Source organism: Kitasatospora sp. NPDC028961, assembly GCF_055564815.1.
Window position 1 is genome coordinate 128,854 of the sequence record NZ_JBVHVO010000008.1, and the last position, 21,570, is coordinate 150,423.

The 21,570-nt window shown below is 74.1% G+C and carries 16 protein-coding genes; 5 read left to right on the top strand and 11 right to left on the bottom strand.

Annotation, left to right across the window (positions count from 1 at the left end):
- Positions 1 to 96: 96 nt before the first annotated feature.
- Entirely contained in the window at positions 97 to 1,080 is a 984-nt protein-coding gene (locus ACZ4UX_RS17475) for a quinone oxidoreductase family protein (RefSeq protein WP_329486224.1), read from the bottom strand.
- Positions 1,081 to 1,191: 111 nt separating this feature from the next.
- On the opposite strand from ACZ4UX_RS17475, the gene ACZ4UX_RS17480 reads away from it, so the two are divergent.
- The gene (locus ACZ4UX_RS17480; RefSeq protein ID WP_465707285.1) at positions 1,192 to 1,761 is read left to right on the top strand and encodes a TetR/AcrR family transcriptional regulator; all 570 of its coding nucleotides are present in this window, start codon (positions 1,192 to 1,194) and stop codon (positions 1,759 to 1,761) included.
- Between the two features lie 41 nt (positions 1,762 to 1,802).
- Here the strand turns inward: ACZ4UX_RS17480 and ACZ4UX_RS17485 are convergent, their stop codons facing one another.
- The gene (locus ACZ4UX_RS17485) at positions 1,803 to 2,504 is read right to left on the bottom strand and encodes an SDR family NAD(P)-dependent oxidoreductase (protein ID WP_465707286.1); all 702 of its coding nucleotides are present in this window, start codon (positions 2,502 to 2,504) and stop codon (positions 1,803 to 1,805) included.
- Between the two features lie 243 nt (positions 2,505 to 2,747).
- Between ACZ4UX_RS17485 and ACZ4UX_RS17490 the strand changes: the two genes are divergently transcribed.
- Positions 2,748 to 3,791: a ketoacyl-ACP synthase III family protein gene (locus tag ACZ4UX_RS17490; protein WP_465707287.1), complete on the top strand. Its 1,044-nt coding sequence runs from the start codon at positions 2,748 to 2,750 to the stop codon at positions 3,789 to 3,791.
- Between the two features lie 84 nt (positions 3,792 to 3,875).
- Here the strand turns inward: ACZ4UX_RS17490 and ACZ4UX_RS17495 are convergent, their stop codons facing one another.
- A complete protein-coding gene (locus ACZ4UX_RS17495; RefSeq protein ID WP_465707288.1) occupies positions 3,876 to 5,210 on the bottom strand; it encodes a LuxR C-terminal-related transcriptional regulator in 1,335 nt (444 codons plus the stop codon).
- A 919-nt stretch (positions 5,211 to 6,129) separates the two neighbouring features.
- Here ACZ4UX_RS17495 and ACZ4UX_RS17500 point away from each other — a divergent pair.
- Positions 6,130 to 9,414 carry an AfsR/SARP family transcriptional regulator gene (locus tag ACZ4UX_RS17500; protein ID WP_465707289.1) on the top strand — a complete coding sequence of 1,095 codons (3,285 nt, stop codon included), beginning with the start codon at positions 6,130 to 6,132 and terminating at the stop codon, positions 9,412 to 9,414.
- Positions 9,415 to 9,542: 128 nt separating this feature from the next.
- Here the strand turns inward: ACZ4UX_RS17500 and ACZ4UX_RS17505 are convergent, their stop codons facing one another.
- Positions 9,543 to 11,213 (bottom strand): FAD-binding oxidoreductase, encoded by a 1,671-nt coding sequence (locus ACZ4UX_RS17505; protein WP_465707290.1) that lies wholly within the window; start codon positions 11,211 to 11,213, stop codon positions 9,543 to 9,545.
- A 221-nt stretch (positions 11,214 to 11,434) separates the two neighbouring features.
- Here ACZ4UX_RS17505 and ACZ4UX_RS17510 point away from each other — a divergent pair, with 221 nt between their 5' ends.
- Complete coding sequence (locus ACZ4UX_RS17510; protein ID WP_465707291.1) at positions 11,435 to 11,776, top strand: hypothetical protein; 342 nt, start codon at positions 11,435 to 11,437, stop codon at positions 11,774 to 11,776.
- Positions 11,777 to 12,200: 424 nt separating this feature from the next.
- On the top strand, positions 12,201 to 13,022 hold the full coding sequence (locus ACZ4UX_RS17515; RefSeq protein WP_352294813.1) for an AfsR/SARP family transcriptional regulator: 822 nt from the start codon (positions 12,201 to 12,203) through the stop codon (positions 13,020 to 13,022).
- A gap of 29 nt (positions 13,023 to 13,051) precedes the next feature.
- Here ACZ4UX_RS17515 and ACZ4UX_RS17520 read toward each other — a convergent pair whose 3' ends face one another.
- From ACZ4UX_RS17520 to ACZ4UX_RS17550, 7 genes are all read right to left on the bottom strand, one after another.
- Entirely contained in the window at positions 13,052 to 13,987 is a 936-nt protein-coding gene (locus tag ACZ4UX_RS17520; protein WP_465707292.1) for a class I SAM-dependent methyltransferase, read from the bottom strand.
- A gap of 11 nt (positions 13,988 to 13,998) precedes the next feature.
- Complete coding sequence (locus tag ACZ4UX_RS17525; RefSeq protein ID WP_465707293.1) at positions 13,999 to 16,218, bottom strand: glycosyltransferase; 2,220 nt, start codon at positions 16,216 to 16,218, stop codon at positions 13,999 to 14,001.
- 70 nt (positions 16,219 to 16,288) lie between these two features.
- A complete protein-coding gene (locus ACZ4UX_RS17530; RefSeq protein WP_465707294.1) occupies positions 16,289 to 17,185 on the bottom strand; it encodes a UbiA prenyltransferase family protein in 897 nt (298 codons plus the stop codon).
- 11 nt (positions 17,186 to 17,196) lie between these two features.
- Positions 17,197 to 18,219, bottom strand: coding sequence for an NAD-dependent epimerase/dehydratase family protein (locus tag ACZ4UX_RS17535; RefSeq protein WP_329486236.1), 1,023 nt, complete (start codon positions 18,217 to 18,219; stop codon positions 17,197 to 17,199).
- Complete coding sequence (locus ACZ4UX_RS17540) at positions 18,213 to 19,613, bottom strand: aspartate aminotransferase family protein (RefSeq protein WP_465707295.1); 1,401 nt, start codon at positions 19,611 to 19,613, stop codon at positions 18,213 to 18,215. The genes ACZ4UX_RS17535 and ACZ4UX_RS17540 overlap by 7 nt, the downstream gene beginning before the upstream one ends.
- Complete coding sequence (locus tag ACZ4UX_RS17545) at positions 19,600 to 20,523, bottom strand: lysylphosphatidylglycerol synthase domain-containing protein (protein WP_465707392.1); 924 nt, start codon at positions 20,521 to 20,523, stop codon at positions 19,600 to 19,602. The genes ACZ4UX_RS17540 and ACZ4UX_RS17545 overlap by 14 nt, the downstream gene beginning before the upstream one ends.
- Positions 20,523 to 21,554, bottom strand: coding sequence for a glycosyltransferase family 2 protein (locus ACZ4UX_RS17550; RefSeq protein WP_465707296.1), 1,032 nt, complete (start codon positions 21,552 to 21,554; stop codon positions 20,523 to 20,525). The genes ACZ4UX_RS17545 and ACZ4UX_RS17550 overlap by 1 nt, the downstream gene beginning before the upstream one ends.
- Positions 21,555 to 21,570: the final 16 nt, after the last annotated feature.

The following is a 21,570-nucleotide window of genomic DNA, read 5'->3' on the forward strand; positions in this document are numbered from 1 at the left end:
CCTCCTCTTCTTATATCCCTCACCCTCTCCTCTTTCCCTCCCCCCCCCCCCCTCCTTCCCCCCCCCCCCCCCCCCCCCCCCCCCCCGCCGGGGGGACTACGGGACCAGGACGGCCTTGCCGAGGGTGGTGCGCTCCTCGAACGCGCGGTGCGCGGCGGCGGCCTCGGCCAGCGGGAACACCTGGCCGACGACCGGCTTCAGCGAGCCGGCCGCGGCGAGGTCGAAGGCCGTCTGGCGCAGCCGGGCCCCGTACTCGGGCTGCAGGAAGACCCGCGGGCCGAAGCCGGAGACCGAGACGCCGCGGACGTACAGCATCTCGGGGTCGAACTGCGGGGCGGTGCCGCCGGCGGTGCCGTAGACGACCAGCCGGCCGAAGCCCATCGCCAGCAGGTCGAACGAGGCCTTGGAGATCTCGCCGCCGACGCCGTCGAAGGCGACCTGGACGCCGCCGGGGGCGAGGTCGCGGACGCGCTGCTCCCAGCCCTCCTCGGTGTAGTCGAGGACGTGGTCCGCCCCGAGCTCCCGGGCCAGGGTGAGCTTCTTCTCGCCGCGGGCCAGCGCGATCACCTCGGCGCCGGCGTTCTTGGCCAGCTGGACCAGCAGGCTGCCGACACCGCCGGCGGCGGACTGGACCAGCACGACGTCCTTGGGCTGGATCGCGGCGACCTCGGCCACGCCGACGGCGACCACGCCCTGGCCGAAGAGCGCCAGCGCCTCGTGCTCCCCCAGCCCGTCGGGGATCGCCTGGACGGCGCCGGCGGGCAGGACGGCCAGCTCGGAGTAGCCACCGGCGGTCGGGGCGGCGCCGACGACCTTCCGGCCGACCCACTCGTCACCGACACCGGCGCCGACCCGCACGACCGTGCCCGCGACCTCGAAGCCGGGGGCGTACGGCAGCGGCGGGTCCGGGAACCAGGCGAACTGCTGCATCAGGCCGGACCGGATCTGGGTCTCGGCGTAGCTGATCCCGGCCGCGCTCACCCGGACCAGCAGCTGGCCCTCGCCCGGCTCCGGGTCCGGGACCTCGTCGACCTTGAGGACCTCGGGCGAACCGTACTCGTGGAACCGAACAGAACGCATGGGTGCGTCTCCTTGACTCAGCTGCCGTGAACTTCACCATAAGCGGACCGGCGGTCCGCTTGGTTGCGATAGCGTAGCCCCGGATCACCGCTGGATGTCAAGGGAGCTCATGTGGCCGTCAGGGAGCGCGCGGACGCCGCGCACAACCGGCGCAAGATCCTGGCCACAGCCCAGCAGTTGTTCCGGGACGGCGGCGTCGAGCACGTCTCGATGGAGGAGATCGCCGAGGCGGCCGGGGTCGGCAAGGGCACCCTGTTCCGGCGCTTCGGGAACCGCGAGGGCCTCATCGGCGCCCTGTTCGACCAGCTCACGGAGGACTGGCAGGACGGCGCGCTCGACCGGCTGGCCGACCCGGAGGTGCCCGCCCGGGAGCGCGTGCTGCGCTTCGTCGGCGAGCTCTTCGACGAGGTCGTGGTGCCCGGCGGCCCCCTGCTGCGCGCCCTGGAGAACGCCTCCCGCTCGCACGCCAACGTGGGCCGGTACCTGCTCTGGCACGACGCCCTCGCCCGGGCGATCGCCGAGGCGCGGCCGGACGTGGACGCCGGGTTCATGGCCCACGCCGTCCTGGGCGTGCCGCGCGCGGAGTTCGTCGACCTGCTGGTCGGCACCGGGATGACCATGGACGCCGTCCGCGCCGGGGTGCTGGCGCTCACCGACTCGGTGCTCACCGCCCCCGGCTGAGACCGCCGGCCGGGCCGGCGGGAACGCGGCCACCGCCCGCGTCACCAGGCCGGCGGGAACGCGTCCACCACCTGGCCGGAGACGTGCGAGGACTCGGCGGAGAGCAGGAAGCGGGCGAGCGGCAGGTTGTCCCGCACCGCCGGCAGCGCGGGGTACGGGGTCTCGCGCCCCAGGGCGTCCGCCTTGCGGGTGAGGAAGTCGCGGGAGAGCGCCGTCTCCGCGACGATGCCCAGCGCGTTGGCCCGCACGCCCGACCCGGTGAGCTCCTTGGCGAGCGTGCGCACGTAGTGCTCCAGCGCCGCCTTGGCCGAGGCGTACGCGCCGAGCATGTCGACCGGCACCCGGGCGCTGTGCGAGCCGAGGGCCAGCACGCTGCCCCGCCCGGCCGCGCGCATCGGCGGCACCGCGTAGCGCAGACAGCGGACGAACCCGAAGAACGTGGCGTCGAAGACCCGGTTCAGCTCGTCGGGGCCGACCTCCCAGCCGTACCCGACCGCCGAGGCGTCGCCCGCGCTGTAGACCAGGCCGTACGGGGCCGGCGAGACCTCCGCCACCTGGGCGAAGAACGCCGCGACGCTCTCCTCCTCGGTCACGTCGACCTGCCGGTACAGCAAGCCGCCACCGGACGGGCGGGCGCTGCGGGCGCCCGCGATCACCGTCCGGCCGGCGCCGGCGAGGTCCTCGGCCAGCGCGGCGCCGAAGCCGCTGCTCGCCCCGACTATGACGACTGCGGACTCTTCCACGTCAGACTCCCGGGCTGCGGTGGTGGTACCCCTGCGGCCATTTCCGTCGAACACGGCCGATCGCTATTCTGCCCACCGCTCCCGTTCCTTTCCGCGGGAAATAGGCCCGGTAGGGGTTGTTTAGGGGCTGCCGGTACCGCGACACCCCGGTTATGCTACTGTCCGCCGCCTTCCGCGCAGGATTTCCGGAAGTCCCGGCATTTCCTCGAATCACCCGTCCGAGCCCGCCGGGAGCAGGTTTCCGTGATATTCGACGACCTTTATCTGGACGGCATCGCCGCCGTCGTCCCGGACTTCGTCACCGTCGCCGACGCGGCCGCCCGGGGGCTCTGCGACGAGGAGCTGGCGACCGGGACGGACTGGCTCTCGGTGGCCGTCGCCGGTGACGTCTCCGCACCCGACATGGCCGCCCGGGCCGGGCGGGACGCGCTGGCGATGTCCCACCACGACGCGGCGGACATCGCCGTGCTGATGCACGCCAGCGCCGGGCACCAGGGCCCCGACATCTGGTCCCCGGCGCACTACGTCCAGCGGCACACCATCGGCGGGTACGGCCCCGCGCTGGAGGTCCGGCAGGGTTGCAGCGGCATGGTCGCCGCCCTGGAACTGGCCGGCTGCTACCTCACCGCCGCCCCGGACCGCGGCGCCGCCCTCGTCACCGCCTCCGACAACTGGGCGCATCCGCTCATGGACCGCTGGCGCGGCACCAAGTGGGCGCTGTTCGGGGACGCCGCCTCGGCCCTCGTCCTCTCCCGCCGGCAGGGCTTCGCCCGGGTGGTGAACGTCTGCGCCTCCTCGCTGCCGGACCTGGAGGAACTGAACCGCGGCGGGGAGGCGCTCTTCCCGCCCGGGGCCACCATCGGACACCGGGTCAGGCTGCGCGAGCGGGTCGAGGCGTTCCAGGGCGACCAGGCCGAGATGGCGAGGCTCATCGGGCAGGCCGAGGCCGGGCTGATCCGCCGCACGCTCGACGAGGCCGGTCTGAAGCCCGGCGACATCAGCCGGGTGACCCACCAGAGCGCCGGGCGCAGGAGCATCGTCGAGCACATCCTGGAGCCCTTCGACGGCGATCTGCGGCTCGGCATGTGGGAGTTCGGCCGCCGGCTCGGCCACACCGGCGCCAGCGACCAGGTCTGCGGCCTCTACCAGCTGCTCGCCGGGCGGGAGGTCCACCCGGGCGACCACGTCATGCTGCTGGGCACGGGTGTGGGCATGGCGTTCGCCTGCGCGATCGTGCAGGTCCTGGACGAACTGCCCGCCACGGCGGCCCCGATCCCGCTGCCCTGACGCCACCCGCCGGGAACGCCCGGGGGCCCGTCGTTCGACTGCCGCAGGCAGTGGTCGAACGACGGGCCCCCGCCGCGATCCGGCTCACCCCAGCTTCCTGCGCAGCTCGCTCCGGCCGGCCACCCGCAGCTTGCGGTAGGTACGGGTCAGGTGCTGTTCCACCGTGCTGACCGTGATCGACAGGGAGCGCGCGATCCGCTGGTTGGTCTCGCCCTGGGCGGCCAGCAGGGCCACCCGCTGCTCCGACGGGCTGAGCTGGTCCAGGAACCCCGCGTAGCGGTCCGTCACCTTGTAGCGGGCGACCCGGTGCGGGGCGGCGCCGGGCAGCTCGCCCCACTGCAGGGCCCGCAGCGAGGAGAGGAACCCGGGCCGCCCCGAGGTGTCCTGGAGGGTGGCGAACAGTTCCTCGCGCAGCTCCTGCCGGCGCCGGCCGCGGGCCGTCGCCCGGCCGAACACCCGGGACCGGTCGCCGGCCGGCACCGCCCGGTCCAGCTGGGAGTCGACCATGGTGAGCGCGTTGTCGTGGTCGCCGACGCCCAGGTAGGCCGCGGCGGCCGCGAGCCGCCAGGCGTAGAGGTCCGGGTCCAGCCCCCAGGACGCCAGCAGCCGGCCGCAGCTCATGAAGTCGGCCAGCGCGGACCGGTGCTCGCCGGCGGCGAGGTGGAAGTGCCCGCGGGCGTACAGGTAGCCGAGGCAGTGCCGGGTCTCGTACATCGGCGCGGGCACCGGGCGGCGCACCCACTCCTTCGCGGCGCCGGGCTCCGCGAGGTCGGTGTACCCGGCGACCAGGCAGGCCAGCGGCCCGCCGATCCAGGCACCCCGGCGCTGCGGCGGGACCATGTCCAGCACGGCCTCGGCGCGGGCCAGCCCGACCAGGACGTCGCCCCGGTGCAGCGAGGCCTCCGCGCGGGCCGCCAGCAGCCGGGGCGCCCAGGTGTCGGCGGCGAGCCGGACGGCGTCCGGCAGCACCGCGTCGCACCAGGAGATCGCCGCCTCCGGCCGGTTGCTGTGCACCAGGGCCGTGACCGCCGCGAGCACCGCCGAGGCGGTGTCCTCGCGGAAGGCGCAGGCGGAGAGCGCGGAGGCCGCGCCGTCCGCCGGATCCGGCAGGCCCGGGTCGCCGAGCAGCCGGCTCGCCAGGGCCCAGGCCGCCCGGTGCCGGACCGGGCCGCTGTCCTCCTCCCCGCCCGCACCGGCCGCCGGGCCGCCGGGCGGGACGCGCTCCGCGTCCGCGGCCACCGCACGCAGTAGGCTCGGGAACTCACAGGCGACGAGCAGCCGGTCGGCCGCCGCGTCGAGGCGCCGCTGGTCGTTCCGGGCGCCGCCGCCCGCGTCGCGCCGCCGCTCCAGCACCGCCAGCAGGTCCTTCGCCTGCCAGAGCAACTCGGGGGCCGTCTCGGGTCGTTCGACAAGATTCATCGGTGGTTCGCATCCCTCCGGGACCACGGGCCGCATGGTCCGGTCATGGCGCGGGCACGGCCGGAGCACAGGCTCGGCCCGGCGCGCAGGGGCAGGCATGGGTGACGTACGGGCGGGGGCGGGGTGCGGCACGGAGCCCGCCGTCCGGCGCGAAGGCGTCCGGAAGCGGCGGTCGTCCGGCGGTCGGCCCGCCGATCGGGGTGAAGGGACGAGGGAGGACGCTCCCAGGACGGCCCCAGGACGCCCCGGGACGGCGCCTCGGGTGCCGCGACGCGGACGTCGGGCCGCCGGGCCGGGCCACGGGTGGCCGGGAGCGGAAGGAAGGACGGCCGCGGACGGACCGGGCGGGCGCGGCCGACGGACGCCGGGCGCACGGGCACCGGGCCGAACGGGCCGAACGTGCCGGGCGGGCCTGCCGTGCGGTACCGGGCCGGTCAGGCCGGGCGGCGGCGCGCGGTCACGAGGCCTGCGGCCACGGCGGCGGGTTCGCGCCCGGGCGGCCGAACGGCCGGCCTTCCGCGGTGTCGGGCGGTCGTGAAGTCTCGGTCATGTGGCGGCCCCCGTCGTCACTGGTCCCTGTCTACCTCTACGGACGCTCATCATGGCCGATGCCGTCCTCCGGCCGTCCTCCGGCCGTCCCCGCGCGGTCCTCCCCCCGAGCCGGTGCGATCCGATCGTTCGGACGGAAACTCCGGGACCGTCCGGCGCGTTGGTCCGAGGGCCCGGCAGCCCGGCCGCACGCCCGCGCCGGCAGGCCCGAAGCGGGCCGGTGGTGTCCGAACCGGCCCCGCGCCCGTGCCGGAGCCGCGGCTGTCGACCGTGGAATATGGCATTCGAAGATCCGTTTGAATCCAAGTAGCATCGTGGCGAACAGCCCGCGACGGACTTGGTGACGGCGCGTCAGAACGGGGGAGGCTGAGTGAAATTCCGCATTCTCGGACCGCTGGAGGTCGGGGCGAACCACCGCAAGGTGCCCCTGGCGGGCCCCCGGCAACACCTGGTGCTCGCCCTCCTCCTGCTGAAGGCCAATCAGAGCGTGCCGCTCGGCGAGCTCGTCGACGCGCTCTGGGACGATCCGCCCCGGACGGCCGAGAAGCAGGTCCGCAACGCGGTCTCCATGCTGCGCGGCCTGCTCAAGTCCGCCGGGGTCACCACCCTGCCGACCGCCGTCGGCGCCACCGGCTACCGCCTCGACGTCCCCGACGACCAGCTCGACGCGGCCGCGTTCGCCCACGCGCTCGCGGCGGCCCGGCACCACGCCGCCGCCGGGCAGTTCGCCGCGGCGGTCGAGGAGTTCCGGGCCGGGCTCGCCCTGTGGCGCGGACCGGCCCTGGCCGGCCTGGACAACTCGGCCCTGCAGCCGCACACCTCGCGACTGGAGGAGCAGCGGCTCACCGCGATCGAGGAGTGCGTCGACCTCGAACTCGCGCAGGGCCACCACCAGGCCGTCGTCCCCGAGCTGACCGACTGGCTCAGCGCCCACCCGCTGCGCGAGCGGCTGGCCGGCCAGCTCATGCTCGCCCTCTACCTCTCCGGCCGCCAGTCGCACGCGCTCACCGTGTACGAGTCCACCCGGCGGCGGCTCGCGGACGCGCTCGGCCTCGAACCGGTCCCGGAGCTGCGCGAGTTACGCCAGCGCATCCTCACCAACGACGCGGCCCTCGGCCGCCCCCGGACCTTCACGTTCGCGCCGCCCGCCCCGCACAGCCTGCCCAAGGACATCAGCCACTTCACCGGGCGGGAGCAGGAGCTGCACACCCTCGCCGACCGGGTGACCGGCCACCACGACCAGGTGGCGCCCAGCAACGTCCTGCTCGCCGCCGTGGACGGCATGGCCGGGGTCGGCAAGACCTCGCTCGCCGTCCACCTGGCCCACCGGATGACCGGGCGCTACCCCGACGCCCAGCTCTACCTCGACCTGCACGCGCACTCCCCCGGCCTGGCCCCCCTCGATCCGGGGGCGGCACTGGAGAAGCTGCTGCGCTCGGTGGACGTCACGGGAGCCGCCGTCCCCGAGGACCTGGAGGAGCGGGCCGCGCTGTGGCGCACCAGGCTGGCCGGCCTGCGGGCGGTCCTCGTCCTGGACGACGCGGCCAGCTCCGCCCAGATCCGGCCGCTGCTGCCGGGGACGGCCGACTGCCTGATCCTGGTCACCAGCCGAAGCCGGCTCACCGACCTGGACGCCGCCGCGGTGCTCTCGCTGGACCCGCTCCCGCCGGCCGACGCGGGGCGCCTGCTCGACCGGATCGTGGGCGACCGGCGGGTGGCCGCCGAGCCCAAGGGCGTCGCCGAGCTGCTCCGGCTCTGCGGCTACCTGCCGCTGGCCATCCACGTCACGGCGGCCCGGCTGCGCCACCGGCCCGCCTGGACCGTCGCCTACCTCACCTCCCGGCTGCGCAGCCACCGGCGCCGGCTCGGCGAGCTGCAGACCGCCGAGAGCGGCATCGCCGCCGCCTTCGACCTCTCCTACCGCCGGCTCGGACCCGAACCGCGGCACCTCTTCCGCCTGCTGGGCGTGCTCCCGGGGACGGACTTCGACGCCGACGCGGCGGCGGCCGCCGCCGGGATCGACCGACGGGCCGCGGACCGCGTGCTGGAGGAACTGCTCGACGTGCACCTGGTCCAGCAGCCGCGCGAGGAGCAGTACCGGCTGCACCCGCTGCTCCGCGCCTACACGGTGCACCTGGCCGCCACCGAGGCCGGTGAGGCCGAGCGGCAGGCGGCGCTGACCCGGTTGTTCGACCACTACCGCCGCACCGCGGCGGTGGCCATGGACATCGTCTCCCCGCCGTGGCGGTGCGACCGCCCGCCGCTGCTCCTCCCCGGCGGGCCCGCGGCCTCGCCGGCCGGACTCGACCAGGCCACCGAGTGGTTGGAGGCGCAGTGGCCGAACCTGCTGTCGGCGGCGGAGACGGCCCGGCGCGGCTGGCCGGAGCAGAGCGCCGACCTGTTCTGCGTGCTGCGCCACTACCTGCACCTGCGCGGCCAGCACGCCGAGGCGCTCTCGTTGCACAGCCGCACCGTCGCCCTGGCCCGCGACACCGACGACCGGGAGCTGGAGAACCTCGCCCGGTACGGTCTGGGCCTGGCCAACCAGCGGCTCGGCCGCTACGACACCGCCCTCACGCACTTCCGCCAGGCCCTCGACGTCGCCCGCGAGCTCGGCGACCACGTGACGCACGCCCGCACGCTCAGCAACATGGGCCTGGTGCTCCACCGGCTCGGCCGCTACGAGAGCGCCCTCACGCACTTCGCCCAGGCCCTCGACCTGGCCCGCGACACCGGCACCCCGAGCGCGGAGTGCTACGCGCTGTGCGGTCTGGGCCTCGTCCACGAGCGCCTGGGCCGCTCGACCACCGCCGTCATCCACCTGCGCCAGGCCCTGGTGATCGCCCAGCGGATCGACGACCGCGACATCCAGGGCTACGCGCTGAGCAACCTCGGCCGGGTGCAGTGCGGCCCCGGCCACTACGAGCAGGCCTGCGACGACCTGCGCAGGGCCCTGGCCCTGGCCCGCGAGACCGGCGCCCGCGACCTCGAAGGCCACACCCTCTGCGGGCTCGGACTCGTGCACCAGCGCCTCGGCGACTTCGACACCGCCCTGACCCACCTCCACCAGGCGCTCGCGCTCGCCCGCGAGACCGGCACCCGCGACCTCGAAGGCCACGCGCTCTGCGGCCTCGGGCTCGTCCACGAACGCCTCGGCCACCACGCCCTCGCGCTGGCCCACCTGCACGAGGCGCTCGGCCTCGCCCGCGACACCAGCACCCGCGACCTCGAAGGCCACGCGCTCTGCGGCCTCGGGCTCGTCCACGAACGCCTCGGCGACCACGACACCGCCCTGACCCACCTCCACCAGGCGCTCGCGCTCGCCCGCGAGACCGGCACCCGCGACCTCGAAGGGCAGGCGCTCGGCGGGCTCGGCGAGGTCGCCTGCCGGCGGGGCGACCCGGCCGCGGCGCTGGACCTGCACGGCCGGGCCCTGGCCATCAGTCAGGAGACCGGCGACCGCCACCGCCAGGGCCGGGCGCACCGCGGCCTCGCCGCGGCCCACCGGGCGCTCGGCGCGCCGGACGCCGCCCATGAGCACGACCGGCTGGCCGACCAGCTCCAGCGGCACTCCGGCGGGTGGCGCCCGGCCGGGCCGGACCGACGGCGCGGCCCGGCCGAGCGCCCGGCCCCGAGGGACCTGGGGCGGGTCTGAGCGGGCCCGGGGCCGGTCCGACCGTTCGCGTCACATCGTCGCGCGGCGGGAACGGCCGGACCGGCGGACCTTAGGGAGTGCGTGGAAAGTCCCGCCGGGTCCGCGACGCAGCGTTGCGAACACCGCCCCTAGAGCGGGCGGACCGACAGTGCGTGGTGGAAGATGTCGCGCGGGTCCCGGGCGGCCTTGATCTGCTGCAGCCGCGCGTAGTTGTCCTTGTAGTAGATCGTCGACCAGGGGGCGGACGAGGTGTTCCAGGCCGGGTCGGCGAGGTCGACGTCGGGCCAGTTGACGTAGTTCCCGTCGGTGACGCCGTTGGGCACCGGCACGCCGCCGGTGGTCGCGTAGACGTCCCGGTAGAGCTCCCGGACCCACTGCAGCTGGCGGGTCTCGTCCGCGGCGTCGGACCAGTAGTTGGAGAAGGAGGCGAGCATCACCGAATCGCGGTGCGGCACCGCGGTCGTGGTCGGGGAGAAGGAGTTGACCTTCCCGCCGAAGGAGAAGAGGCCCATCAGACCGGAGGCGTACGGGTAGGAGGGGCTGGTCAGGTAGCGGTAGACGGTGCGCAGCTGGTCGGGGGTGTACCCCTTCTTGTGGTAGGCGCCCTTGGTCTTCGAGCGCAGCAGCAGGCTCGGGATGCCGAACACGCCGGCCACCTCGGAGGCGCTGGTGGTCGTGGTGTAGAGCCACGGCAGGTTGCCCGTGGTGCTCGCCGCCGGGGCCGCGGCGACGTTCCTCGTCATCGCGGCGGCGAAGTCGGTCAGCATCTGCTGGGTGCCGGTGACGGTCGGGTCGACCTGGGCCCGGACGATGACGCCGCCCTTGCCCTGGCGGATCGCGATGAGCGAGGCCCAGAGCTGGTTGGCGGCGGCGCCCGGTGCGCTGTTCTGCTCGTGCCAGGTGCCGAAGTTGGTGACGAGCGTGGTGAACGCCGCCTCGTCCAGCTGGGACCAGTCCCAGAACAGCGTGGTGATCATGATGCCGCCCGGGGTCGGGGGCAGCAGCTTGGTCGGATCGGTGCCGGTCGCGCCGGGCGAGCGCAGCCAGAACCGGGTGACGATGCCGAAGTTCCCGCCGCCGCCGCCCGCGTGGGCCCACCAGAGGTCCCGGTTGGGGTCGTTCGCCGAGGAGGTGGCGATCACCGAGCGGGCCATGCCGAAGGCGTCCACCACGACGACCTCGACGGCGTAGAGGTTGTCCGCGACCAGGCCGTAGAGGCGGGACAGCACGCCGTAGCCGCCCCCGGTGATGTGGCCGCCGACGCCGACGCTGGGGCAGGAGCCGCCGGGTATCGTCACGCCCCAGCCGAGGTCGAGGGTGCGGTAGACCTGCGAGAGGATCGCGCCGCCCTCGACCGCGAAGGCGTTCATCGTCGCGTCGAAGTACACCGCGCGCATCTCGGACAGGTCGATGACCACCCGGACGTCCGGGTCGTCGACGAAGTTCTCCAGGCAGTGGCCGCCGCCCCGCACGGTGACCCGCTTGCCCGCCGCCACGGCCTCGTTGACGGCCTGCACGACCTGGCTCGTGGAGCCGACCAGCTTCACCGCGTCGGGGTTGCCGGTGAAGCGGCGGTTGTACCCGCGCAGCAGCAGGTCCGGGTAGCGCCGGTCGCCGGGCGCGACACTGACCGGGCCGAAGCCCGGGGTCAGGAACGGCCACGACTGGTCGGCGCCGGCGTCCGGCACCGGCGCGGCCGCCGCGACCCCGCCGCCCACGACGAGATCCGTCGCGGCGATCCCGAGTCCGGCCGCCCCGAGTCCGGCCAATGTAAAGCGTCGACGAGACAACTCCGCCATGAAATCCCCCTGCTGGCACCAGCACGCATCCGAATGTCACGAGAAGGCCCGAAGTCGAATTCCGGCCACCTCGTTCGGCCAAATGATGCTACGTCCGGCGGACCCGTCAACCGGCCCCCTAAGAACCCCCTATCCCGCCCCCGCGAAGGCGTCCGGAACACCACCCTTCTGGGAGGCTGACCTCACGGTATGTCCGCGCGTGGCAAGAGAGTTGGATTGACATGACCACTTACCTCATCACCGTGCTGAGCAACGTGCACGAGGGTCGGGAGAAGGACTTCCACGACTGGTACGAGAACACCCACATTCCGGAGATTCTCGAAGTTCCGGGAGTTCTTTCGATCCGCCGGCTGGTGCTCAACGACGAACAGATCGGCGCCGACAAAGGGCACTCGCAGGCCCACTACCGCCATCTGACGCTGATCGAGATCGAGACCGACGACTTCGACGCCTCGCTCGCCGCCATCAGCACCCTGGACGGCAGCCGGGCCGAGGAGCTCCTGGTCCCGGGCCAGGTACTGGCCTCGCTGTACCGGGACCCGAAGGTGTACACCCGGCCCTGACCCGGCGCGGGGCCTCGGCGGGGGCGGGCGCCCCGCCCGGCCGGGTCCGCCCGCGCCGGCCGTGACCACCGCGCCCCGCCCCGCCCCGCCCCGCCGTGACACCCCACCGCGCCGTGACGCCTCCGGCGCGACGCCCTCGACGTGACGCCCCCGTCGAGCGGCCCGCCGACGCCCCGCGCGCACCCTCCCCCGCCCTCCCCCGCCCGCCGGCCGCCCGCCGGCCGGAGGCCGTCCGACGCCCGTGGGGCCCGCCTCCCCCGGGCTCCGCAGCGGCCGCGGACTCCGCCGGGGAGCGGGCTTGAGATGCCCTTGACACGTTTATAGGTCTATACCATGCTGCGAGCGGCGCCCCGGCGGCGGGGCGAACTCCGCTTCCGCAGCGGGACTTCGGCACAGGTGACAGCTTCATACGGGGGAGATCGTTGTGCTCGTGCATGTCCTGGGACCGCTTCGTGTCGACGTCGACGGAACCGCCGTGGCCCTCGGTGGCAGGCGGTCGCAGATCGTCCTGGCGACCCTCGCCCTGACCCCGAACTGGGTCGTGCCGCTCGACCGGCTGGTGGACACCGTCTGGGGCCCCGCGCCACCCGCCAGCGCCCGGACCCAGATCCGGATCTGCGTCTCCCAGCTGCGCCGGGCCTTCGCCGAGGCGGGTGCGCCGACCGTGATCGAGACCCATCCGAACGGGTACCGACTCCGGGTCGGCCCGGGCGAGTTGGACGCCTCGGCGTTCAACGAGGAGGTCGCCCGGGCCCGGCTGCTGGCCGCCCAGGGCGCGCCGGAGGAGGCCGTCACCGGCCTGCGCCGGGCCCTCGCCCGGTGGACCGGCCCGGCGATGGCCGGCCTCGCCTGCCCGCCCGTGGAGGCCTGGGCCCGCCGGCTGGAGGAGAGCCGGCTGCGCGCCGTCGAGGAGCGGATCCGGCTGGAGCTCGGGCTGGGCCGGCACCAGGACCTGGTCGGCGAGCTGGAGCAGCTGGTCTGCGCGCACCCGTTCCGCGAGCACCTGCACGGCCGGCTGATGCTCGCCCTGCACCGGTCGGGCCGCACGGCCGAGGCGCTGGCGGTGTACCGCAGGCTCCGGACCGCCCTGATCGAGGAGCTGGGCATCGAGCCGGGGCCCGAACTGCGTTCGCTGGAACGGGAGATCCTGCTCGGCGTGGCCGCGGCGCCGCCCCCCGGGGAGCCGGCGGTGCGGCGCCGGACCAGGGCGGGCGACGCCGTCCACTCCTCCTGGTGCCCGGTGTAGCCGCACCGCCGCGCGGGCCGGACGGGGGCTCAGCCCCGGTGGCGCCACCAGAACGAGCCCGGCTCGTAGTGGTCCCGGACGCCGAGGGCGCGCCAGAGCGGTTCGGCGATCCTCCGCAGCTCCGGGTCGGCGTGCACGAAGGCGTCGGGCAGCTCCAGGTCGAAGCGGTCCGGGGCGGCCGTCAGCAGGGCGGCGAGCAGGTACTGCTCGGAGTAGTGCCGCCAGCGCCAGGAGTACGGGTAGTCCGCGGGCAGCATGATGTCGTGGACGTGCACGATCACCCCGGGCTTGAGCCTGGGCAGCACCTCGAAGAAGAACACCGCCACGTCCGACCCCATGTGCAGCCGGTGCGAACCGTCGAAGAAGACGATGTCGCCGGGCTCCAGATCGGCGAAGACCCCGAGGTCCGCGTGTTGCAGCGGGGTGCGGATGACCTCGTCGCAGAGCCGGTCCACGGTGGCGCGCGGCGCGGGGTCGATCGAGGTGATCCGGGTCGCCAGCCCGAGGTCCTCGATCGCCCGGCGGGCGAACTTGGTGGAGTTGCCGGAGCCGATCTCCAGGTACCGGGCCGGGCGCTCCTCGGCCAGGAAGCCGTAGAGCGAGAGCGCGTCCAGCGGAGGCAGCCAACCGTTGTTCCAGTACGGGGTGGAGCCTGCGGCGGTGCCGCTCAGCGGGATCCCCCGGAGCAGCTCGGTCAGCTCCAGGAAGCCGGTCAGCCGCTGCGCGTAGCGCTCCCGGTTCTTCTCCACCAGGGCACGCACCTCGGTGAGTTCGGCGCGCGGCTCGGGGGTGACGACGTGGTCCCAGAAGAGCGGCTTGCGCAGCCCGAACGCCCAGAGCGTCAGGCCGTGCAGGACGGGCCGCTCCGCCAGCCAGTCGACCGGCCGGCGCAGCACGGGCAGCCGCTCCAGCAGTTCGACGCCGGAGGCGGTCCGGACGGCGGTCCGCAGATCCTTGAGCACCATCGTTGTTCCTTTCAGAGGGAGAGCCACAGGTCCTGCAGCCGGTGTTCGGAGATGCCGTCGGTCGGCCGGAAGTCGTAGCGGTGCACCCGGACCGGGCCGGCGGTGAAGCTCCAGTCCAGCCGCCAGAACGGGAAGGAGCGGTTGACCGCGCTGTCCCAGTCGAAGCCGGCCGGCGCGGAGAACTTCCAACTCAGCGGCAGGAAGTCGTTGTTGGCCCGGATCGCGTCGTCCGCCCGGTCGCGCAGGCCGTCCAGGTCGCGCATCGACGCGCTGGCGTTGAAGTCGCCCGACACGAGCACCTGGTGGGGGTTGCCGGCGAGGTCCCGCTCCAGGCCGCGGATCTCCGCCCGGCGCCAGTCGAACTTGCGCCGGAAGTAGGACTCGAAGTCGAAGTCCGAGAACGGGTCGAGGTCGGGCGCGAGCGGCACGGTGACGTGCACGTTGTAGACGCTGAACACCTTCGACCCGACCTGGAGGTCGGTGCGCAGCACCTTGTCCCGGGCGAAGACCGTGCCGAACGGGGCGTCCGGTGCCAGCTCGGCGCCGGTCCCGACGGCCGGCTGGGCGACGATCGGGTACCGGGAGACGGTGAGCAGCTCGCCCCGCCGGGCGATGTGGTAGCCGGGGAACTCGGCGGCCAGCCGCGCGTCGTCGTCCAGCCGCAGATAGCCGTCCTCGCCGCGGCCGGCCTGCCAGACCACGTGCTCCTGGAACAGGTAGACGTCCGCGTCCTGGCGGTGGACCAGGTCGTACAGCCGGTTCACATCGGTGGCGGCGGCCCAGTACTGGGTGTTGAAGGAGACCACGTGCAGGGCGCCGGGCGGCACCGGGCGCCCGCCGTGCCAGAGGGCGGGCCAGTTCAGCCCGGAGCCGGTGAGGAGGGCGAGCAGCAGCGGGGGCAGCGCGAGGGCGGCGGCCCAGCGGCGGCGCGGGCCGCAGGCGGCGGCACTGGCGGCCAGGAGCACCAGCGGGACCGCCACCAGGAACACCGGCGGGGTGGCGTCCAGCAGGATGGCCCAGTGCCAGCGGCCGCTGACCGACCGGCGCAGCACGGCGTAGCAGAGCCAGAGCCCGGCCAGGGCGATCAGGGCCCACCCGTACCAGGTGCGCAGCCGCCGGGCGATCCGGCGGGCCCGGCTCGGCGGGTCCGGGTCCGTCGCCCCCCGGTCGCCGTCGGCGCTCCCGCCGGCTCCGTCGTCGCGGTCCGGCGCGGCGGCCACGGCGTCCGCGGCGGCCACGGCGTACATCCGGCGGAACCGGCGGCTGACGGCGAACTGGGCCAGCCCGGCAACCAGTCCGGCCAGCACGACGGCGTTCACCAGCAGGTGCGCCAGGGTGAAGAAGGCCAGGAAGCCGAGCCCGCGCTCCTGCCGGACGAACCGGTACTGGCCGAGGTCGGTCAGCACGAAGCCGGCCACCGCCAGGGCCGTGACCAGCGCCGTCAGCGGCTGCCAGGCGATCAGCGGCAGGCTCGCCACCGCCAGCCCGGCCAGCGCCGAGGCGACCGCCCGGCCGGGGGTCTCCATCCCCTGCATCGCCCGGCCCCGGCCCAGGTAGAACGGCACCCGCAGCCGGCTGCGGACGAAGGCCTTCCGGAGCAGCGGCCGCATCCGGCTCTCGTCGGAGAGCCGGCCCCGGACCCGGGAGGTGAGCACCATCGGGTGGAGCGCGGCGAGCCGCTCGGCGTGGTCGATCTCCTCGGTCTGCCGGAGCGCGCCGTTGAACCAGCCGGCCTCCAGGAAGGCCGACCGGCGGACCGCCCCGAGCGCGTAGAAGCCGCCGCTGACCAGGCCCTCGGCGCTCTTGCGCCAGTAGTGGTACTGGAGGATCCGGTACTGCCCGACGGCGCCCTCGGGGAACAGCGGCTCCTTGTCGGGAACGCCGAACACCGCGCCGTACTCGGGGTGTTCGGTGAAGATCCGCACCGCCTCGGCGACGGCGTCCGGGTGCATGGTCAGATCGGCGTCCAGGAAGAAGAGGATCTCGCCGGCGGCGTGCCGGACGCCGAGGTTGCGCGAGCCGCCCGGGCCGCCGTTGCGCTCGGCCCGCACCAGGGTGACGGGGTGGGCGGCGGCCAGGTCGGCGGAGCCGTCGGTGCTGGCGTCGTCCACGACGATCACTTCGACGGCCGGGTAGCTCTGCTCCAGGATCGAGCGCAGACAGAGGTCGACGGTGCGGCTGTCGTTGTACATCGGGACGACCACCGACACGAGAGGTGGGGGTGTGGGCATGGGACCTCGTTCGGAGTTCGGGGTTCGGGGTTCGCACGTCGGGATCCGGCGGCCGCTGCCTGATGGCGCGTCAGAGCAGCTGGAAGGCGAGCAGCAGGCCGGCCCAGAGCGAGGAGTTGGTGAGCATCACGCCATCCCTCAGCAGGGTCCGGACGGGGTTGCCGCCCTCGCTCTGCACCACCACGATCTGCAGGTAGCGGAAGAGCGCGAGCAGGGCGCAGGGCGCGGTGAGCAGCGCCCCGGTCGCGTAGCCGGACTCGGTGCGCAGGAAGAGCAGATAGCCGACCACGGTCAGCCCGGAGCAGAGCACCAGGACGAGGTCCAGGAAGTGCGCCGAGTAGCCGACCAGGGCAGGCCGGTGGCCGCTGCCGGAGACGCCCAGTTCGTGCCGCCGCTTGCCCACGATCAGGACCAGGCAGAGCGTCAGCACGGTGAACACCAGCCAGGCGGCGACCGGGCGGCCGCCGGCGCCGTAGCCGCCGAACAGCCGCAGGACGAACCCGGTGGCGACGATGAACACGTCCAGCAGCGGCAGGTGCTTGAGCTTCCAGCTGTAGGCGGCGTTCACCACCAGGTAGAGCAGGACCGGCCAGACCGCGGCGGGCCGGGAGAGCAGCAGGACGGGGGCGAGCAGCCCGGCCAGCAGCAGGATCAGCGCCACGGCCGTGCGCCGACCCACCCGGCCGGCGGCCAGGGGGCGGTGGCGCTTGACCGGGTGGCGCCGGTCCCGTTCGATGTCGGCGATGTCGTTGACCACGTACACCAGCGACGAGGCGAGCACGAAGGCGCAGGTGGTGACGGCGACCCGGGCCACCATGCCCCAGTCCAGGTCGGCGCCGAGCAGGGAAAGCGGCACCACCAGGAGGTTCTTCGGCCACTGGCCCGGGCGGAGCAGCTCCAGCGATGCCGGCAGCCGGGAGGTGGGGCCGCGCCGGAGCGGCTCCGTCTGTTCACTCAGGAAGGTCATCGCGCACTCCCTCAGAAGAAGATCTTCACGGCGGACAACAGGCCCTGGCTCCACGGGTCCCGGCTGGTCCGGCCGGTCGGGCTGCCCGCCGGACGGTCGTGGCGGGCGGTGCGCCACCAGTCGTAGGTGCGCAGGATCGCGTCCCGGTTGGACAGCCTGGGCGCGAAGCCGAGCCGCTCCCCGGCCTTGTCGATGCTGACGTAGGAGTCCTCCATCAGCTTGTGCAACAGCCGCCCGTAGACCGGCGAGAGCCTGGCCTTCTGCAGGGTGCTCAGCACGGTCAGGGCGGGCCGGGCGGGCAGTGCGACGACCCGCTTGCCGTGGCCGGCCGCGTCCAGGACGGCCTGGAAGTCCTGACGCAGGGTGCCGAACTCGGCGGCCGCCAGGTTGTAGGTGTCGTTGGCGACGTCCTCGGGCGCGGTGAGCACGGTGACCACGGCGTCCACCAGGTCGTCGATGCCGAACATCTGGATCCGTACGTCGCCGCGGCCGAGCACGGGGAAGTTCCGGCCCTCCTCCGCCCACTCGAACAGCATCGAGAACAGGCCCATCCGGCCCGGGCCGACGAAGGTCTTGGGCCGCAGGATCGGCACGCACATCCCGGCGGCGCGGTGGCGCTCGGCGATCTCCTCGGCGGCGGCCTTGGCCCGGCTGTAGGTGTCGACCGGCTCGCGCGGGTACGTCTCCGGCGTCGGGACGACCTTGGGCAGGCCGTACACGGCGGTCGAGGAGATGTGCACCACCCGGGGGGTGCCGGCGGCGCGCGCGGCGGCGAACACGTTCTCGGTGCCGCCGACGATGATCGAGCGGATCTGCTCGTCCGGGTAGCTGGGCAGCGCGGCCGCCGCGTGGACCAGCACCTCGGCGCCGTCCAGCGCCCGGGCCATCACGGCCGGGTCGCGGATGTCGCCGACCACCGCCACGCCGGGGCCGGGCCGCAGGTCGACCCCGCGGACGTCCTTGCCGTCCGCGAGCAGCCGTTCGGCGAGCCGCGAGCCGAGCATGCCCGCGGCGCCGGTGATCGCGATCACCACTGGGACCCCACCTTCTGCTTGATGAAGCGCGTCACCAGGTGCCCGAGCCCCTTGCCGAGCACCTCGCCGAGCGCCTCGACCGTGCGCTCCACGTCGGCCGGGTCGGTGACCAGCGAGGGGCCGATGACCAGCGGGTTGAGCCCGTTGAGGGTGTAGTAGGCGAAGATGTCGTGGTCCTGGTACAGGGCGTTGATCACCGCGCAGGTGACCAGCTTGGTCTTGAACCTCGGGTCGCGGGCCATCCCGCCCGGCGCCAGCCTGGCGACCAGGTCGAGGATCTTCGGCCCGCCCTCGATGAAGACTCCCCAGAGCGCCCCGGCGCCCGTCACCCGGCCGACCGCCTCCGGGTACTCCTTGGCCAGCCGGGCCAGCCCGGGCTCCAGGACGGCGCCGATCGCCCGGGCCCGCGCCGGGTAGTCGTCCTCGATGGCGATGTTGACGGCCTCCAGCGCGGTGGCGCACTCCTCGCCGAAGCCGTAGTACGTCGTCGAGGTGGACTGCAGCAGCGCGTCGCCGAGGTTGTCGTAGGCCTTGCGGAAGACCGGTTCGCGGGCGACGAACGCCGAGATCGAGGACTTGCCGCCGCCGAAGGACTTGGATGTGGTGAGGACGTCCGGGATCAGGCCCGGGTAGCGCATGAAGTGGAACAGGGTGCCGGTCTTGCCCCAGCCGGTGTAGATCTCGTCGAAGATCAGCACGATCTTCTTCCGGGTGCACAGCTCGCGCAGCCCGCGCAGGAACTCCTCGGAGCAGGCCTGCACGGTGGAGGCGCTGAACGGCTCGATCAGGATCGCGTAGACGTCGTCCGGGTGGGCGTCGACGGCGCGGCGGACCGAGTCGAGGTCGTTGTAGGCGAAGGTGTCGATGCCCGGGATGGTGGGGAAGGCGAACTGGCTCTGGCCGGTCAGGCCGCCGGAGCCGAGCAGCTTGCCGTGGAAGGCGCAGTCGGCGCGCAGCACCGTCCCGCGCCTGCCGCCGTGGTACTTGTACGCCAGCTTGACGGCCCCTTCCACCGCCTCGGCGCCGGAGTTGGGCAGGAAGGACATCGAGAGGTCGCCGGGCAGCACCTCGGCCAGGTTGTGGCCGAGCGCGGCGAGGTAGGGCGAGAAGTACGTCTTGTGGACCTCCATCCGGCCGGCCCGGGCGAACCGCTCGCGGGCGGCCAGGATCCGCGGGTGGTTGTGGCCGTGGTTGAGCACGCCGACCCCGCCGGTGACGTCCAGGATCCGGCGGCCGTCGGTGAGGGTCAGATGGGCGCCCCGGGCCTCGGCGACCAGCTCCCGGCCGAAGCCGAAGGAGGTCATCAGCGAGACCTGGCTCTTGTTCACGTACCGCCGGTACAGGTCGTGCACCTCACGGACCTGGAACCGTTCGGCGTCGTCAAGGGTGTACACGGGCTTCCTCTCGCATCGGGGTGGACCTGAGCCGGGCCCAGGTCAGGACGACGGCCGAGCTTCCGAGCTCGGCCAGCACGCAGACGACCCGGCTGGCGATCGCCGCGGTGGCCGCGACGCCTCCGGGCAGCACGGTGGCGAGCGCGGCCGTGATGGTCAGCTCGCGCACCCCCCAGCCGTCCGGCACGATCACGGCCAGGCTGCTGACCACGGTGGCGAGCGCGAAGGCGCCGACCGCCGGGCCGAGCGAGGCCCCGGCCGACCCGCCCAACGCCAGGGCCAGGAACCAGAGGTGCAGTCCGGAGACCAGCCAGGAGGCGATCGCCAGCAGGACGGCCCGGCGGACGGCGGCGTCCGGCGGCGCCTCGACCGGCCGCCGCAGCAGCCGGGCCGCGGCCGCGACCGGCCGGGTGGCCAGGGCCGGGCGGACGACGCAGGCCAGGAAGGCCGCGGCCGGCAGGCAGAGCCAGACCCACTGCCCCGGCAGCGCGGCCGGCGCCGCCAGCAGCCCGACGCCCGCGCCGGTGAGGAGGGTCAGCGCCAGGCTGAGCAGGTAGGCGGAGGTCATCTGGGCGGCCGGCACCCCGGCCGCCCGGCCGTGCGTGACATGGGTGAGCACGCCCCAGACCCGGCCCGGCAGGTACTTGCTGAGCTGCCCGAGGAAGTAGATCCGGGCGGCGTGGACCCCCCGGACCGCGTGGTCGCCGGGGATCAGTACCCGCCAGGCGTGCACCGCGAGCACCAGGCCGGCCACGTTGGCGGCGAGCGAGGCGGCGAGCGGCGGCAGGGCGTCCGCCCGGGCGAACGCCCGTACGGCGACCGGGCCTTCGTGGCGGAGCAGCAGGCCGAGGCCGACCAGGGCGGCGAGCACGATCAGCGGGGTGAGCACCTTGCGCAGCCGGTCCAGCATCACCGGGCCGCCCCGGTTCCGGGTGCGGTGCCGGGCTCGGCCGCCGTCGCCGGGGCCGCCCCGGCGCCGTCGGCACGGTCCGGGAGCAGCATCCGGACCGTGCCGACGGCGGCGCCGCTCACCAGGGCGGTGATGACCAGGAAGTGGACGCCGGTGAAGAACGGCACGAAACCCGGGCCCCGGTGGCCCGCGACGAACCGCAGCAACCGGCCGTTGGCGGCGCAGAACCCGAGCGCCCCGAGGGCCGGCAGCACCGGGTACCAGGGCGCCAGCGGCAGGGTGGCCAGGGTGAGGGCGGCGGCGGCGACCGACGCCGGACTGTTGGCGGTCAGGTTGCGCCGTCCGCCCCGGCGCGCCGAGGCCAGTGCGGGCACCAGCACCAGCGCCCGCCGGAAGGTCTCGGCCAGCAGTGGCCGGAGCCGGTGCTCCTCGTCGTGCAGGGCGACCACCCGGTCGGTGAGGACGATCCGGTGGTGCGGCGCCAGTCGGTCGCTGAACTCCAGGTCCTCGGAGTCCCGCAGCCGCTCGTCGAAGCCGCCGAGGCGCTCGAAGACCTCGCGGCGCACGGCCGCCTGGGCGAAGAAGGCGGTCTCCACGACGCCCGCGCCGCGCACCCGCCACCAGTGCGCGTGCAGCACCCGGTAGCGCTCCACCGGACCGTCGTCGAACAGCGGATCCGGTGCGATCACTCCGTGTACGCAGCCGCACTCCGGGTCGGCCGCCAGGATTTCCAGCGCGTTGGCCACCGAATCGGGCGTCAGCGCCTCGTCGGAATCGAGGAAGAACAGAATGTCACCGGTCGCCGCGGCGATTCCGGCATTTCGCGCGGCGGACACTCCGCGGTTCGGAGTGCGCCGGATCAGGGTGCACGGATAGCCCTCGGCCACCTCGGCGGTCCGGTCGGTGGAGCCGTCGTCCACCACGATGACCTCGTGGACGGGGGCGGTCTGGGCGTACACCGAGTCGAGACAGGCACCCAGGGTACGAGCGGAGTTGTGGGCCGGTATGACGACCGATACGGAAAACGTCATGCCGCCATTTCAGGCG

Excerpts from the sequence above, each read along its gene's own strand:
- ACZ4UX_RS17545 (WP_465707392.1), bottom strand. The coding sequence starts at position 20,523 with ATGCTGGACCGGCTGCGCAAGGTGCTCACCCCGCTGATCGTGCTCGCC.
- ACZ4UX_RS17530 (WP_465707294.1), bottom strand. The coding sequence starts at position 17,185 with ATGACCTTCCTGAGTGAACAGACGGAGCCGCTCCGGCGCGGCCCCACC.
- ACZ4UX_RS17550 (WP_465707296.1), bottom strand. The coding sequence starts at position 21,554 with ATGACGTTTTCCGTATCGGTCGTCATACCGGCCCACAACTCCGCTCGT.
- ACZ4UX_RS17510 (WP_465707291.1), top strand. The coding sequence starts at position 11,435 with ATGACCACTTACCTCATCACCGTGCTGAGCAACGTGCACGAGGGTCGG.
- ACZ4UX_RS17505 (WP_465707290.1), bottom strand. The coding sequence starts at position 11,213 with ATGGCGGAGTTGTCTCGTCGACGCTTTACATTGGCCGGACTCGGGGCG.
- ACZ4UX_RS17520 (WP_465707292.1), bottom strand. The coding sequence starts at position 13,987 with ATGGTGCTCAAGGATCTGCGGACCGCCGTCCGGACCGCCTCCGGCGTC.
- ACZ4UX_RS17475 (WP_329486224.1), bottom strand. The coding sequence starts at position 1,080 with ATGCGTTCTGTTCGGTTCCACGAGTACGGTTCGCCCGAGGTCCTCAAG.
- ACZ4UX_RS17495 (WP_465707288.1), bottom strand. The coding sequence starts at position 5,210 with ATGAATCTTGTCGAACGACCCGAGACGGCCCCCGAGTTGCTCTGGCAG.
- ACZ4UX_RS17525 (WP_465707293.1), bottom strand. The coding sequence starts at position 16,218 with ATGCCCACACCCCCACCTCTCGTGTCGGTGGTCGTCCCGATGTACAAC.